This window comes from Methylobacterium radiodurans (assembly GCF_003173735.1).
In the GTDB taxonomy this organism is placed as follows: Bacteria; Pseudomonadota; Alphaproteobacteria; order Rhizobiales; family Beijerinckiaceae; genus Methylobacterium; species Methylobacterium radiodurans.
The window spans coordinates 1,061,112-1,073,864 of sequence record NZ_CP029551.1 but is presented as its reverse complement, the minus strand read 5'-3'; the positions used below and the strand labels follow the sequence as shown (position 1 = coordinate 1,073,864).

14 protein-coding genes and 1 pseudogene are annotated in these 12,753 nt (G+C 69.4%); 8 read left to right on the top strand and 7 right to left on the bottom strand.

What is annotated here, in order from left to right:
• Window positions 1-124 precede the first annotated feature (124 nt).
• Genes DK427_RS04765 through DK427_RS04755 form a run of 3 tightly spaced genes read right to left on the bottom strand, consistent with a single transcriptional unit; the run spans window position 125 to window position 4,937 of the window.
• Window positions 125-556 carry a response regulator gene (locus tag DK427_RS04765; RefSeq protein WP_245930800.1) on the bottom strand — a complete coding sequence of 144 codons (432 nt, stop codon included), beginning with the start codon at window positions 554-556 and terminating at the stop codon, window positions 125-127.
• Window positions 553-4,119 carry a PAS domain S-box protein gene (locus DK427_RS04760; protein ID WP_245930948.1) on the bottom strand — a complete coding sequence of 1,189 codons (3,567 nt, stop codon included), beginning with the start codon at window positions 4,117-4,119 and terminating at the stop codon, window positions 553-555. The genes DK427_RS04765 and DK427_RS04760 overlap by 4 nt, the downstream gene beginning before the upstream one ends.
• An 8-nt stretch (window positions 4,120-4,127) precedes the next feature.
• Window positions 4,128-4,937 carry a Crp/Fnr family transcriptional regulator gene (locus DK427_RS04755; protein WP_109950263.1) on the bottom strand — a complete coding sequence of 270 codons (810 nt, stop codon included), beginning with the start codon at window positions 4,935-4,937 and terminating at the stop codon, window positions 4,128-4,130.
• A 268-nt stretch (window positions 4,938-5,205) separates the two neighbouring features.
• Between DK427_RS04755 and DK427_RS04750 the strand changes: the two genes are divergently transcribed.
• From DK427_RS04750 to DK427_RS04740, 4 genes are all read left to right on the top strand, one after another.
• Window positions 5,206-5,415, top strand: coding sequence for a hypothetical protein (locus tag DK427_RS04750; RefSeq protein ID WP_109950262.1), 210 nt, complete (start codon window positions 5,206-5,208; stop codon window positions 5,413-5,415).
• A 61-nt stretch (window positions 5,416-5,476) separates the two neighbouring features.
• Window positions 5,477-5,731, top strand: a complete 255-nt coding sequence (locus DK427_RS26010) for a hypothetical protein (protein ID WP_162559620.1) — start codon at window positions 5,477-5,479, stop codon at window positions 5,729-5,731.
• A 178-nt stretch (window positions 5,732-5,909) separates the two neighbouring features.
• Window positions 5,910-6,422, top strand: a complete 513-nt coding sequence (locus DK427_RS04745) for a hypothetical protein (RefSeq protein WP_109950261.1) — start codon at window positions 5,910-5,912, stop codon at window positions 6,420-6,422.
• 387 nt (window positions 6,423-6,809) lie between these two features.
• Window positions 6,810-7,475 carry a hypothetical protein gene (locus DK427_RS04740; protein WP_109950260.1) on the top strand — a complete coding sequence of 222 codons (666 nt, stop codon included), beginning with the start codon at window positions 6,810-6,812 and terminating at the stop codon, window positions 7,473-7,475.
• Between the two features lie 12 nt (window positions 7,476-7,487).
• Here DK427_RS04740 and DK427_RS26005 read toward each other — a convergent pair whose 3' ends face one another.
• From DK427_RS26005 to DK427_RS04730, 3 genes and pseudogenes are all read right to left on the bottom strand, one after another.
• Entirely contained in the window at window positions 7,488-7,628 is a 141-nt protein-coding gene (locus DK427_RS26005) for a hypothetical protein (protein ID WP_162559619.1), read from the bottom strand.
• A gap of 31 nt (window positions 7,629-7,659) precedes the next feature.
• Window positions 7,660-7,866: pseudogene (locus DK427_RS04735) on the bottom strand (phospholipase effector Tle1 domain-containing protein); the annotation flags it as partial.
• Between the two features lie 39 nt (window positions 7,867-7,905).
• Complete coding sequence (locus DK427_RS04730; RefSeq protein WP_245930799.1) at window positions 7,906-8,655, bottom strand: toll/interleukin-1 receptor domain-containing protein; 750 nt, start codon at window positions 8,653-8,655, stop codon at window positions 7,906-7,908.
• 272 nt (window positions 8,656-8,927) lie between these two features.
• On the opposite strand from DK427_RS04730, the gene DK427_RS04725 reads away from it, so the two are divergent.
• Window positions 8,928-9,620 carry a DNA-binding protein gene (locus tag DK427_RS04725; protein WP_162559669.1) on the top strand — a complete coding sequence of 231 codons (693 nt, stop codon included), beginning with the start codon at window positions 8,928-8,930 and terminating at the stop codon, window positions 9,618-9,620.
• 222 nt (window positions 9,621-9,842) lie between these two features.
• On the opposite strand, the gene DK427_RS04720 is transcribed toward DK427_RS04725, so the two are convergent.
• The gene (locus tag DK427_RS04720; protein WP_091945232.1) at window positions 9,843-10,517 is read right to left on the bottom strand and encodes a Crp/Fnr family transcriptional regulator; all 675 of its coding nucleotides are present in this window, start codon (window positions 10,515-10,517) and stop codon (window positions 9,843-9,845) included.
• A gap of 402 nt (window positions 10,518-10,919) precedes the next feature.
• On the opposite strand from DK427_RS04720, the gene DK427_RS04715 reads away from it, so the two are divergent.
• From DK427_RS04715 to DK427_RS04705, 3 genes are read left to right on the top strand one after another with little or no spacing between them, the layout of a single operon-like run.
• Window positions 10,920-11,741: a quinoprotein dehydrogenase-associated SoxYZ-like carrier gene (locus DK427_RS04715; RefSeq protein ID WP_091972000.1), complete on the top strand. Its 822-nt coding sequence runs from the start codon at window positions 10,920-10,922 to the stop codon at window positions 11,739-11,741.
• The gene (locus tag DK427_RS04710) at window positions 11,741-12,328 is read left to right on the top strand and encodes a rhodanese-like domain-containing protein (protein WP_091971998.1); all 588 of its coding nucleotides are present in this window, start codon (window positions 11,741-11,743) and stop codon (window positions 12,326-12,328) included. Before DK427_RS04715 ends, DK427_RS04710 begins: the two co-directional genes overlap by 1 nt.
• Before the next feature lie 34 nt (window positions 12,329-12,362).
• Window positions 12,363-12,749, top strand: coding sequence for a thioredoxin family protein (locus DK427_RS04705; RefSeq protein ID WP_091971996.1), 387 nt, complete (start codon window positions 12,363-12,365; stop codon window positions 12,747-12,749).
• Window positions 12,750-12,753 lie beyond the last annotated feature (4 nt).

Below are 12,753 nucleotides of genomic sequence, written 5' to 3'. Positions count from 1 at the left end.
CTGGATCTCTAGAGGGCGTCCATTCGGGAACCAACGCCCTCGGGGGCGACGGGACGGAAATCGGATGCGGCCTTTGGTCGGGTCGAGGCCTCGTGCGGTTTGGCCGAACAGGAAGTCGACGTCATCATCGGCTTTCGGTCCTCGCCGACACGGCCCGGTCGATGGCGGCGTGGAAGCGGCTTTCAATGAATGGGCGTTCGACGAAGGGAACGTGCCCGGGCAAGGCCTCGGGGCGAGGAGTCACTTGTGCCGACACGACGACGACGGCCACGTCCGACCGACGGCGGGTGACCTCGCGCGCGAGCGCCAGGCCGTCCATCGTGCCCGGCATGCGCACATCGGTGATCATCAGGGTGACCGTGCCGTCCAGACGTTCCAGCGCCTGGGCGGCATTGCCGGCCTCGACCACGGCGTAGCCCTCCGCTTCGAGGAGATCGCGGACCTCCAGGCGGAAGAGCATCTCGTCCTCGACCACCAGGGCCGTCTTCGCGGGCAGGGCATCGGTCATGGCAAGCGGCAACGGCCCGCCCGACCCTTCGTTGCGCCGGTCCGTCAAGCGACCTCCTGGAAATCGGCCAACGACGCCTCGACGACGCACGCCACACCCTCCGGGCGGTAATCGAGCGAGAGGTTGGCGTTGACCTGCGCCGTGAGACCGCGCTCGATCAGCCGTGACCCGAACCCCTTTCGCGATGGCGGCACGACCGGCGGGCCGCCGCGCTCGGTCCAGGCGATGCGCAGGCGCGGCGCGTCTTCAGGCCCGATCAGCGAGGCCGTCACGGCGACCTTGCCGCCTGGCACCGACAGCGCGCCATACTTGACCGCGTTCGTGGTCAGCTCGTGCAGGGTCAGGGCCAGGGACAGCGCGGCCTTGCCGCCGATCTCGACGTCCGGTCCCGTGAACGCGACGCGCCGCCCCGCCGATTCCTGGACGCCGACGCCTTCCCGGACCACCGCCGCCAGGGAGGCGCTCTCAGCGGCGCCGCCGAGGAGCACGTCGTGCGCCTTGCCGAGCGCGACCAGCCGGCTGCCGAGGACCTCGCGCGCGGCGTCCATGTCGGTGGCGCCGCGCAGGGTCGAGGCGGCGATGGCCTGCACCATCGCCAGCAGGTTCTTCATCCGGTGCGAGAGCTCCTGGTTGAGCAGGTCCTGCCGTTCCTCGGCCCGGCGGCGGGTGTCAATGTCGGCGACCGCCACGACCGCGCCGACCACCACGCCGGCGTCATCGCGCATCGGCGCACCCGCGATCTCGATCCAGAGCCGGGTGCCGTCGCCGCGCTGGTACTCGCAGCGCATCTCCGCGTGCTCGACACCTTCCCGGATGAGGCGGCTGAGCGGGTACTCCTCCGGAGCAACCGGGCGGCCGTCCTCGTGGAAGGCGACCCATTCGCCGTAGCTCTCGGCGTCGGGCGAAGGCAGCACGGGATGGCGGAAGATCTCCTCCAATCGCCGATTGCCGGCGACGATGCGGCCGGACGGCGCTTCCGCGAACAGGATGCCGACCGGTACCGTGTCGAGCACGGCGCGCAGCGTCGCCTCGCTGGCTTGCAGGGCCTGGCGCGCCTTCTTCTGTTCCGTGAGGTCGCGCGTGACGGTGCCGTAGCCGAGCTTGCGCCCGCCGGCGTCGCGCACGGGGAAGAGGTTGTACAGGACCGGGACCGCAGCCCCGGTGACCACGTGCCGGAAATTCAGTTCGCCCTCCCAGAAGCCGTCCCGCTCGACCGCCGGCAGCACCTCGTCGAGGACGCGCGCGCGCTCCTCCGGCACGAAGTAGTTCACGATGGGCATGGCCCTGGCCGCCGCGAGGTCGGGCAGGCCGATGAGGCGCCGGCCGGCCTCGTTGACGAAGTCAACGCTTCCGTCGTGCGCCGCCAGGCCGATGAAGTCCTGGCTCTGCTCTACTAGGGCGGCGAGGCGGCGCGTCTCGGCATCGGCCCGGCGCTGGTCCCCGACGTCGACCAGCACGGTCACCGCGGCCTGGATCGCGCCCTCGTCGTCACGCACGGGTCCGCTCGACACCTCCAAGAGGCGCAGCTCGCCCGTCTCGGCGTTGCGATAGCGCATCTCCTCGCCCCGCACCGTCTCGCCCTTCCGCAGGGCGCGGAGGGTGGGGTATTCGTTGGGCTCGTACCGGCGACCGTCCGGATGCAGGGCGCCGTAGGAGACGTACCGGGCGTCGCCCTCGGTCCCGAGCCCGTGGCCGAGGATCTCCTCGGCCTTGGCGTTCAAGGACGATGGCCTTCCGGCCTCGGCCCCGGCGATGGAGATGCCAACGGGGGCTTGGCGGAAGATCGCCTCCAGCAGTCCCCGTTCGAGCCCTAGGCGGCGCTCGCTCGTGCGCAGGGCGTCCTCGGCCCGCTTGCGCGCGGTCAGGTCGAGCATCGCGCCGATCATGCGACAGGCCCGGCCGTCTGCGTCGCGCATGACGTGGCCGCGGTCGAGCACGTGCGCGTAGGAGCCGTCGGCGCGCCGGAAGCGGTACTCTTCCGTCCAGGTCGTGCCAGCGCCGTCGATGACGGCGTGGATCGAGGCGTCGATGCGGTTGCGGTCCTCGGGATGGACCTGCGCAATCCACCAATCGCCGGTCGGCTCGACCGTCTCGGGTGCATGGCCGTAGGCCTCGGTCAGGGCCTCGTTCCACAGGACGTGGTTGGTTGCGAGGTTCCAGTCCCAGATCGCGTCGTTGGTCGCGCGCGCCGCCAGCCGGTAGCGGTCCTGGCTTTCCTGCAGGCGGGCGGCGGCCTCCTTCTGCTCCGTCCGGTCACGCAGGATCTTCACGAAGCCGATGGCCGCGCCGGCCTCGTCGCGCAGCACCATCATCTCGCCGTTGGCCCAGAAGCGCTCCCCGTCGCGGCGCAGGTGCCAGCGCTCGTCGACGCCGGTGCCCGTCTCCAGGGCGGACTGCATCTCCATGGCCGGGATGCCGTCGCGCCGGTCCTCCGGCGTGAAGAACGCGTCGGCGGTCTCGCCGCACATCTCCTCGGGACGCCAACCGAGGATGCGGGTCGCGCCCGCGTTCCAGTCCGTGATCCGGCCGTCGAGGTCGAGCAGGATGATGGCGTAGTCCTGCGCGCTGTCGAACACCGCTCGACGCCGGTACTCGGTCAGGGCTGCCGCTCGGTTAGCGGCGCGCTCGCCGGCCTCGGCAAGGCCGGAGGCGACGGAACCGGCGAGAACGCCGAGAACCTGCAGGTCCTCCTCGGCGAAGGCGTCCGGGCGGCTCGATTGCAGCTTCAGGACGCCGACCACGACACCGCCGCGGCGAACGGGCACCAGCATGCACGAGCGCTGGCGAAGCCGCTTGGCCAGTTCGGGCTCGACCCGGTCATCGCCCAGGACATCGGGGACAAGGAGAGGGACGCCTTCCCGGTAGCAGGCACCCGCGAGGCTTCCCCGAAGCGGGACGCGAAGGCCGAGATGCGTCGCAAGGCCAGCCGTGACGGCGCGATAGACCAGGGAATCCCCCTCGCGGATCTCGACCGTGCCGGCCTCGGCGGCGGGGACGGCGCGCATCGCACCCGCAAGCACGGCCCGGAAGCTCTCATCGAGGTCGCCGCCCGCCGCCGCGACGCCGGCCAGGGTCACGGCGACAGCCTCCCCCTGGCGCCCGGCGCGGTCGCGGTCCGACAGCGAACGGCGCAGCAGGAGCTGGTCCATGACCTGGCGGGCGAGCGCCTCCAGGTCCGCAACCTGTTCCGGAGAGAGCCCCCCCGGGCGCGGGACATGGTCGATCACGCACAGGCTGCCGAGCACCTGCCCCTCGGGCGTGCGAAGGGGCGCGCCGGCGTAGAAGCGCAGACGCGGCTCGCCGGTCACCAGCGGGTTGGCGCGGGTGCGCGCGTCGCGCGTCAGGTCCGGGATCTGTAGGACGCCCGGTTCGGCCAGGACGAACTTGCACACCGAGCGGTCGAGGTCGGTCTCGCAGGATGGGAAGCCTGCGCGCGCCTTGAACCACTGGCGGTCGCGGTCGACCAAGCTAACCAGGGCGACGGGCGCGGCGCAGAGGCGGCGCGCGAGGTTGACGATGTCGTCGAAGCCGCGCTCGGGCGGCGTGTCGAGGATGTCGAAGGCGGCGAGCGCGGCTAGCCGCCCATCTTCCTCGACCCGGGCGGGACGCATGACCTGGTTCACGGGGTCGCGTCCTTCACGAGCGCGGACGGGGGCCGCAGCCGCTCCGGGTCGCCGACATCGACGGCGACGATGCGGCCGCCGGGCGCGTACACGGCACCCATCACTTCCTCAAAGTGGCGCCGCACCGCGGCGTGGCACTCGCACGAGCCGGCTTCCGCGCGGGCCCTGTCCGGGAGGGTGATGCGTCCGTGGCCCATGGTGATCAGGCCTTCGCGCTGCATGCGCCCGAGAACCTCGGTCAGGTAGGCGCGGCGCACGCCGAGCATGTCGGCCAGAAGTTCGTGCGTGACCGGCAGTTCGGGCGTGCCGATCCGGTCCTGCAGGGTCAGGAGCCAGCGCAGACAGCGCCGCTCGATGGTGTGGGCGGCATTGCAGGCGACCGACTGGAGCACCTGGGCCAGCAGGCAGTCGGCGTAGCGCACGAACAGGTCGCGGATGCTCTTCGAGGCCTGCTTGGCCTCGGACAGGCGGGCGGCGTCGATCCGGATGACCGGACCGCCGACTTGTACGACCGCCTGCCCGAACGCCGGCAGGTAGCCGTGGCTGACGACGCCCCCCATGGCGCCTTCGCGACCGACCGTGGCGGTCTCGACCGACTTCCCGTCCATGAGCGGCACGACCAGGGTGACGACGCAATGGTGGGAAGGGAAAGTGACGTGGCTGACGTCGTCGCCGGCGCGGATCAGTACGTCGCCGCGACGGACCTCTCGGCGCTCGGCGTGCGGCGCCAACAGGGTGCGGTCGTCGGCATCGAGGGCTTCGAGCAGCAAGTTGCCGTCGATGGTAGACGAGGTTCGGATGTTCACGGGGAATGGTCGCGGCGCCGGCGGTCGGGTTGTGCACTAGCGGACTTTCTGGCGCAAAGATGTCCGATACCTGACAACTGCCGCGGAAACCGGTCGACGGGCGCGACTTTTTCGTCAGTTCGCCGACGGCGACGTCACGCTTGGGCGAGCAGCCTCGTTTGACCCGGAGCGGTCACCGATAAAGAGGCGAGGCGAGCCCTAGGGAACCGGCATGGCGCGGACAAATTGGCCTTCTGAGCCAAATCAATAGCCAGCCGGGAGAAACGCGATGTCCACGGATACCGAGAAGCACCGCGCGCTGCTGAACGCCCTCAAGGACGCACAGGGCAAGGGAGACGGCTCGTTCGAGCGGGCCGTGACCGATGCCTTCGAGCATGTCTTCGAACACCTCGGCCGCCTCAACGATCACGTGTCGCTCGGTGCCCCCGATGGCGGCGATCCCCACCTGAAGCCCGGCGAATCCCCGACCCTTCGATAACAGGGGTCGGAGCTACGCGAGGGGCGACGAGCGACTGAAATCCCGAAGACCTGAGGTGCTGATGCCCGCCCTGCCCGAAGGCAAGGGCGGGCATCGCTCTAGGGCGGAAACGCATGCCGTCCGTCGCGTCGGCCAGGTTGTGGAAGGCATCATGATGAGCGACGGTATCAAACCCGACGACCTTCCCGCGGCGGACGAGGGGGCCGGCCTGCCAACGCCGCCGAGCCCAGGGCTGCCGCCGCCGCCGCACCTACCGCCGCCTCCGGACCGAAGCGATCCGCCATCCGATGCCGAAGAGACGGCCGACGCGGAATGACCTGTCGCTTGCCCGCGAGCGCTGGGGTAAACCTCGGCTGCTCCCGCGCCGCGACGCATTCGAACCGTAAGGCTTCGCTCTCCTATCGTTCGCGCCCTCGGTGACTGGGCATCGGCGATGTCGTGGAACCCGCTGCCTCCTCGTGACCTGATCCGGGCCGCGCAACCAGGAGATCCGCATGCGCCTCGTCATCGCCGCCCTCGCCCTGTCGGGCATGTCCTTCGCCGCTTACGCTGAGGCGCCCGAGGGGGCGGTCGCCATAGGTCCTTGGAAGGTCGATGCGGTCTCGAAAGGGCAGAAGTTCGACCGGTGCACGATGACCCGGACGACGGAGGAAGGGGTCTACGTCCGGTTCACCCGCGACGCGGAAGGGCTCGACCTGACGATGAGCTCGCCGAAGTGGAAGCTCGGGCGCGGCAAGAGCTACCCGGTCGAGCTGGTGGCCGGATCATCGATGCTGCAGGCGGACGTCGCCGCGTCGGGCAACGCCGTGTCGCTGCCTGTCAAGGATGAGAAGTTCTTGCGGTCTCTGAAGCTAGCCGATGGCCTGGACGTGAAGGGCGAGGGTGCGACCATCAAGGTGGCGCTGGATAAGAGCGCGGCCGCCCTCGACCGGTTGGAGGCGTGTTACGCCAAGAACGGCTTGGCCACCGAGAAAAACCCGTTCGTGGCGCCAAGCGGGAAGCCGTAGTCGGCGACCGTCCACGCATCGACCGGGCGCCTGACGTCGCCGTCACAGCCCAAATCGTCGAAAGCCGAGGGCAAGGGGCCGCTGTCCGGACAGCGGCCCCTTGCTCAGTCTAGGTTGATCCAGTGCGGAACTTTGGGTGACCAAAGCGGATCTTTGGGTCGGCTATCAAACCTGATAGCCGACCCTTTGATCCGCTTTGAGCGCCTAGGGGAGCCTGCACGCCGAACACCATAGTTCCGTGCCCATAACGCCAAAGATCCGCACATCATTTTCTGGATCGCACAACTTCACGTGCGATGCCTCAAGACGGTTTGTGGGTTGCGACCCGGAACCGGAGAATTCCTCGACCGGCCGGCGCTGTCGCGGGCGGCGGGACGAGGCGATGCCATGGGCTACAAGCACCACAACCCGCAGAACCGCGCGAAGGCGGCATTGCTGCTCAGGCAGTTGAAAGGGCAGCTCGTGGACGTGACGGGCGTGCAGGTCGAGGCCCGCAGCAATGTCTTCGCCGCCGCCGAGGCGTACTGGCAACTCTCGAAGGCATCAGGCGTCCACCTCTACAAGGTCGGTGAAGGCTGGCATGCCGACCTGGAATTCAAGGGATTGCCACCCGGCGTCCCCACCATCGTCGGCACCCCAGAGCCCGTCCCCTCCCGTACGGAGGCCATCGAGAGCGTCGTCGACATGATGTCGATCTGCGCCCAACGCGACGGCGTCACCCCTCCAGACCCCAAGACGGGGCTGCGCTGGTTCCGGTTCGACGACCATGAGGTCCCGGTCGATCCGGGAATGCTGGAGCACTTCGCCTCCCGCGTCTCCGTGGTCGCGTTCGACGCGGCGCACATCCGGAAGGAGCTCGATCTCCTGCGGGCCGACATCTCGGGCGACGCCCCCGTCACGACCGAAACCTGGGCGGCCGCGGATTTCCAACTTCGGTACGACGCTTGCCGCATGTGCTGCGCCGCCATGGCGTTCGGCATCATGCAGGTGGCCTACGATCCGTCGGCGGCTCTCGATCTGGCCGAGGCACCGGCGGCTCCCGGGATGCACTGACCCGGCGATGGGTCAGGCGGCGTCGGCGGTCAGCCGTTCGGTTGGCAGGTCGCGGCGCCTGTAGAGCTTCATATGGACCTGATCGTACCTCACCGCGTCCCGGATGCCGGCCTCGTTCAGCCGCCGCATGGCTTGGTGCGGCGCGAGACCCATACGGTCGGCGATCTCCTTGAGGGTGCAGCCGGCGGTACGCGCCGGTGAAACCCCTCGCGCCCGCGTCCGTCCCGAGACCCGCGTCGTAGAAGGCGACCTGATCGCGCGGGTCGATGCCGCTATCGGGTCCGACGCGGCAGACGCGGTAGAGCTTGTACACGTTGCTCAGCCGCTGCTCCTCGCGAAGCCCGCCTTCCTGCCCCGTGCCGTCCGAGAAGACGACGATGTTCTTCGGCATGACCCTATCCGGCCGTCGCGGCCGGCCCCCGATCCGTTCCTACCCGGCCGCGCGGCCCCGCGCCGGACGCTTGCCGAGGACCGCCCGAGCGGCGGGCCGTGCCTTCGTCGACGCCTTCCGGCCGCCCTTGGCGGGGGCGGGCCGTTTCTCCGGCACGGGCGCTGCGGCGGCTCGCGTCGACTTCGCGGGTCGGGCGGGGACCGCTTCCTGGAGCGCGGCCCGCACGGCCTTGACCGCGCCCTTGATGCCCTCGGCCACGTTGGCGAAGGCGTGGTCCATCGACCGCCAGTCGCTCACGGCCTTCCCGTCGCGGGGAAGCACCTTGAGGTCGGACGCCCCGGTATCCTTCCAGGCGCAGGGCCTGACGATGACGACCACCACCCGCATGGAGCCCCTGGCCCTCCGGCCCATGGCCCGCCGGTACTCCAACTGGCACCAGTGGCTGGCGATGTATTCCGGGCTCATCAGCGCCACGAACACGTCCGCTGCACGCAGCTTGCGCGAGATCTCGGTGTTCAACTTGTCACCGGCTTCCATCTCGCCATCGAACCAGATCTCGACCTCGTCCCGCCGCAACTGGGCGAGGTGGACCTGGAGCTTGGCCTGCTGGACCGCGTTCGCGTGGCAGTAGGAGACGAAGATCCGCACCTTCGCCTTACCGGGCTTCGGTGCAGCGGCCGTCCGGGGCGCCGGGGCGCGCGCGGCCGGCTTCGCCCTCGTGGCGGTCGGCTTCGCCTTCGCGGCGGTCGGCTTCGCCTTCGCGGCCCTGGTCCCTGATTTCACGGTCACGGCAGCCCCCTCGAACGCGGCGGCCAAGTTCGGGACTCAAGTCTCATGGCCCCGTTTTGTTCCGCTCCGCCCAGGTCTTCGGCCCCAGCCTCCCGCATCGCCGCCGGGGCGGCGCGCCCAGGCCGCCGAGGAAAGCCGCTCGCGTGCAAGGTATCGGGTAGCGCTATTCGATACCCTCCCGCGGAGTCGCGTTTTTAACGCTCCCGCGGGGCCCTCCCGAAGCGCCCGCTTAACCCGGACCGGGCATGCTGCCCGCACCCAAGGGAGCGCCCATGCCGTCCGAGTCCCTCGTCTTCCACGTCGCCGACGCCCTGCTCGCCAGGGGCGAGCGGCCCAGCCTGCGCAAGATGCGCGAGTCCCTCCCCAACGGCGGCTCGCCCCGCGAGGTCTGCAAGCACCTGCGCGCCTGGCGGAAGAAGCGCGGCTACGACCCCAAGCTCGAACCCACCGACATGTCGAAGGCGATGAAGGCCGCCGGCCAGGCGCTCGCCATGGACCTCTGGAAGCAGGCCAAGCGCGAGGCCACCCAGGCCTTCTCCCGCGAGCGGGAGGCCGCCGCGGCCATGGCGACCGATGACAAGCATGACCGCGAGCACCTGCTCGGGTTGATCGAGACGCTCCAGGCCGAGAATGCCGCGCTCGTCGCCCGGGCGGGAGCCGCCGAGACGGAAACGTCCCGCGTCCTCGCCCGTCTCCAGAAGGTCGAGTACCAGCTCGACCGCTTCCGGGCCGAGGAGTTCTGGGACCGCGTCATGCAGGAGATAGCCGAGGTGCTCGTCGAGCGGGGCCCCCTGACGCCTACCGAGATCCTGCCGGAGCTCAGAGCCGTGACGCTCCGCGGCGCCACCTTGCACAAGGAGCCGCTTACCCCCGGGACCCTCAAGAAGAAGATGGACGTGCGGGTGTCGTTCGGGCGCTACTTCGAGCCTCGCGACGAGGGACGCTACGCCCGCCGGGCCGGATGACGCGCGGATGCCCAGCCAGGGTGCAAAGCGCCTCGTGTCGGTCGTCGCCCTGGCCGATGGGTACCGAGTCGTACTGGCAGTAAGTGGCGAAGCATGCGGCGGTGCCGTGATGCTCCTGCAATTCGTCGCGGCAAGCGTTACCGCCCCTCAGGAGTGACCGTCTCGTCCACGGGGTCCGTTCCGCCGTTCCCTGGCGGTGCTCGGAGAACCGGACCCCGTCGACTAATGCAGGCGGTTGGAGGCCAGGGCCGCGCGGTCGGCGATCTCGACCTGACCGCGCCGCAGGATCACGAGACCGGCCTCGGCCCATTGCGCCAGGATGCGGCTGACGACCTCGCGGACGCTGCCCACGTCGGCGGCGAGTTGCTGGTGGGTCTTGTGGACCACGCCGTCGGGGCCGGCCTCCGTCAGGAGCCGGCGCGCGAGCCTTTGCTCCAGCGGCGCGAAAGCCACCTCCTCGATCAGCGTGAACATGCTCGCCATGAGCCTGGAATAGTCATCGAGGACGAAGCTTCGAAACTCCGGGCTCTCCGCCATCAACTGCTGGAACGTCGAGGCCGGGATCGCCGCCAGTTCGGTGCGCTCCTCCGCGATGCTCTCGGCAGGGAAGCCCCCGCCGGCCAACAGGCACTGGGTGGTGAGCACGCATGTCCCGCCCGCGCCGACCTTGTAGATCAGCACCTCGCGCCCGCCCTCCGACATGCGGAACACGCGGGTCCGACCGTCGATGCACATGAGGTAGTTCGCGCAGGCGCCATCGAGCTCGTATGCGACGGCCCCGGCTTCGAGGACGGGGAAGTGCACCGTGCCGCGCGCGATCTGCAGATGGGCGGCGGAGAAGCCCTTGATGAGGGGGAAGCGCTCGATCCAGCGCTCGACCTGATGGTTGTCCGGCATATGTGACATCCGCCTGCCGCCGGCGCGATGCATGACCGCCCGGTCGTTCTTGGAAGTTTCTCCCGCCGTTCCAGGCCGGTGTTACCTGAGGTCACCGGCTCGTTCGGCCTCGACGGCATACCATTTCCCGCGAGGTCCCATAAGCCGATCACCGGGACGCAAATCCAAGCCGTCCCAGGGCACCTCGACGCACGAAGACCTACGCCGTCGGCGTTCGAACCTCGACCGCCCTGTCAGGCGACCTCCCCCCCTGAACCCGCCGCCGCCCCCATTCCTGAGAGAATCGTGAGCGGCTGCCGACTTGCGTGACCCAGGTCACCGACGCCCGGCCGGATAAGGGCTACCGTCTCCTCAATCGGACCTGCGAACGGCAGGCATGACGACAACGGAGGAGCAAACGCCATGGCATCATCGCGCCCGACGACCGCCCTGCTGGCGGGCCTAACCCTGCCCATCCTGATCGCCGCCGGATCGGCGCATGCCGCGGCGGGCGACTCCGACAACCAACGCGCCGAGCGCTGGGGCGAGATCAAGCAGCAGATCTTCGGCGACGCCAAGATCCAGTCCGGGGGCAAGGCGGTGAAGATCGACGCCCCGAAGCGGGCGGACGACGCCTCCCTCGTGCCGATCACCCTGACCGTGCCCGACAAGGACAACGTCGCGGAGCTGTCGCTCATCATCGACGACAACCCGACGCCGTACGCCGCCCACTTCGTCTTCGGCCCGGCGGCCGACCCCAGCGAGCTCAAGCTCCGCGTGCGCGTCAACAACTACACCGACGTCCACGCCGTCGCGAAGATGAAGGACGGCACGTTCCAGGAGGCCACGGAGTACGTGAAGGCGTCCGGCGGCTGCTCGGCACCGATGGGCATGAGCGACGAGGAGGCGATGCAGGGCATGGGCGACATGCGCATGAAGTTCGGCGAGACGCAGCCGGGCAAGCCCGTCCAGGCGACCCTGATGATCCGCCACCCGAACTTCTCGGGCATGCAGATGAACCAAGTGACGCGCGACTACACCCCGGCCCGCTACATCCAGAAGATCACCGTCAGCTACGGCGACAAGAGCGTCTTCACGATGGACGGGGACATCTCGATCTCGGCGAACCCCGTCATCAACTTCGGCTACCTGCCTGACGGCGCCGGCCCGATGAAGGTCACCGCCACGGACAACCAGGGTGGCCACTGGGAGAAAAGCTTTCCGGTTCGTTCGGCAAGCAACTGATGCGACCCGTGCTCCGCCTTCCCATCGTGGCCGCGGCCGCCGTGTTCCTGACCGCCGCAGCGCCCGCCGACTCGCCCGTCGGCGTGCGGGAGCCCGACGGCTACTGGCAGGGGGCGCTGCACGGCTACACGCCGCAGACCCTCGCAGGGGCCACCGTCGTCGATGCCGGTGAGGTCGCCAAGCTGATCGAGGAGCATAAGCCGGTGCTTCTCGACGTCTCGGAGGTCGACCGGAAGCCCGCCGGCCTGCCTCCGGGCGGCCTGTGGTTCCCCATCCACCGCAACATCCCAGGAAGCACGTGGCTGCCGGGCTCGGGTGAAGGGGACCTCGACGCGGCCGCCCAGGACGCCCTCAAGGCACGGGTTGCCGATCTCACCGGGGGCGACCTCGAAAGGCCCATCGTCACCTACTGCCACCCCGACTGCTGGGGCAGTTGGAACCTCGGCAAGCGCCTCGTCGCCCTGGGCTACCGGAAAGTCCACTGGTTCCCGCAGGGCATAGAGGGCTGGCAGGACGGCCATGACACAGCCGTTTCACGCCCCGACGCTCGATGGGCCGCACGCCCGAAGTCGACCGTCGGCCAATGACGACCATCATCCTCCATCCCGAAGGCTCGCCTCGATGATCCGCCGTACCCTCCTCGCCCTCCTTGCGGCGGCACCGCTCGGGATCGTCCCGGCCCAGGCCGCCGACTTCCTACCGTACACGCCGGAAGCCCTGGCCGCCGCGCAGAAGGCCGGCAAGCCGATCCTGGTCGAGATCAGCGCGCCCTGGTGCCCGATCTGCAAGACGCAGAAGCCCATCCTGGCGAAGCTCGGGTCCGACCCGCGGTTCAAGGACCTGCAGGTGTTCGACGTCGACTTCGACAGCCAGAAGCCAGCTCTCAAGGCGCTCAACGCCCGCATGCAAAGCACGTTGATCGCGTTCAAGGGCGAGAAGGAGGTCGGGCGCTCCATCGGCGAGACCCAGCCCGAGTGGATCGAAGGCCTCGTGGAAAAGGCGCTCTGAGGCG

Excerpts from the sequence above, each read along its gene's own strand:
- DK427_RS26005 (WP_162559619.1), bottom strand. The coding sequence starts at position 7,628 with ATGGGTCTCGCGCCGCACCAAGCCATGCGGCGGCTGAACGAGGCCGGC.
- DK427_RS04710 (WP_091971998.1), top strand. The coding sequence starts at position 11,741 with ATGCGACCCGTGCTCCGCCTTCCCATCGTGGCCGCGGCCGCCGTGTTC.
- DK427_RS04740 (WP_109950260.1), top strand. The coding sequence starts at position 6,810 with ATGGGCTACAAGCACCACAACCCGCAGAACCGCGCGAAGGCGGCATTG.
- DK427_RS04715 (WP_091972000.1), top strand. The coding sequence starts at position 10,920 with ATGGCATCATCGCGCCCGACGACCGCCCTGCTGGCGGGCCTAACCCTG.
- DK427_RS04745 (WP_109950261.1), top strand. The coding sequence starts at position 5,910 with ATGCGCCTCGTCATCGCCGCCCTCGCCCTGTCGGGCATGTCCTTCGCC.
- DK427_RS04725 (WP_162559669.1), top strand. The coding sequence starts at position 8,928 with ATGCCGTCCGAGTCCCTCGTCTTCCACGTCGCCGACGCCCTGCTCGCC.
- DK427_RS26010 (WP_162559620.1), top strand. The coding sequence starts at position 5,477 with ATGCCCGCCCTGCCCGAAGGCAAGGGCGGGCATCGCTCTAGGGCGGAA.
- DK427_RS04750 (WP_109950262.1), top strand. The coding sequence starts at position 5,206 with ATGTCCACGGATACCGAGAAGCACCGCGCGCTGCTGAACGCCCTCAAG.
- DK427_RS04720 (WP_091945232.1), bottom strand. The coding sequence starts at position 10,517 with ATGCCGGACAACCATCAGGTCGAGCGCTGGATCGAGCGCTTCCCCCTC.
- DK427_RS04705 (WP_091971996.1), top strand. The coding sequence starts at position 12,363 with ATGATCCGCCGTACCCTCCTCGCCCTCCTTGCGGCGGCACCGCTCGGG.
- DK427_RS04760 (WP_245930948.1), bottom strand. The coding sequence starts at position 4,119 with ATGCGTCCCGCCCGGGTCGAGGAAGATGGGCGGCTAGCCGCGCTCGCC.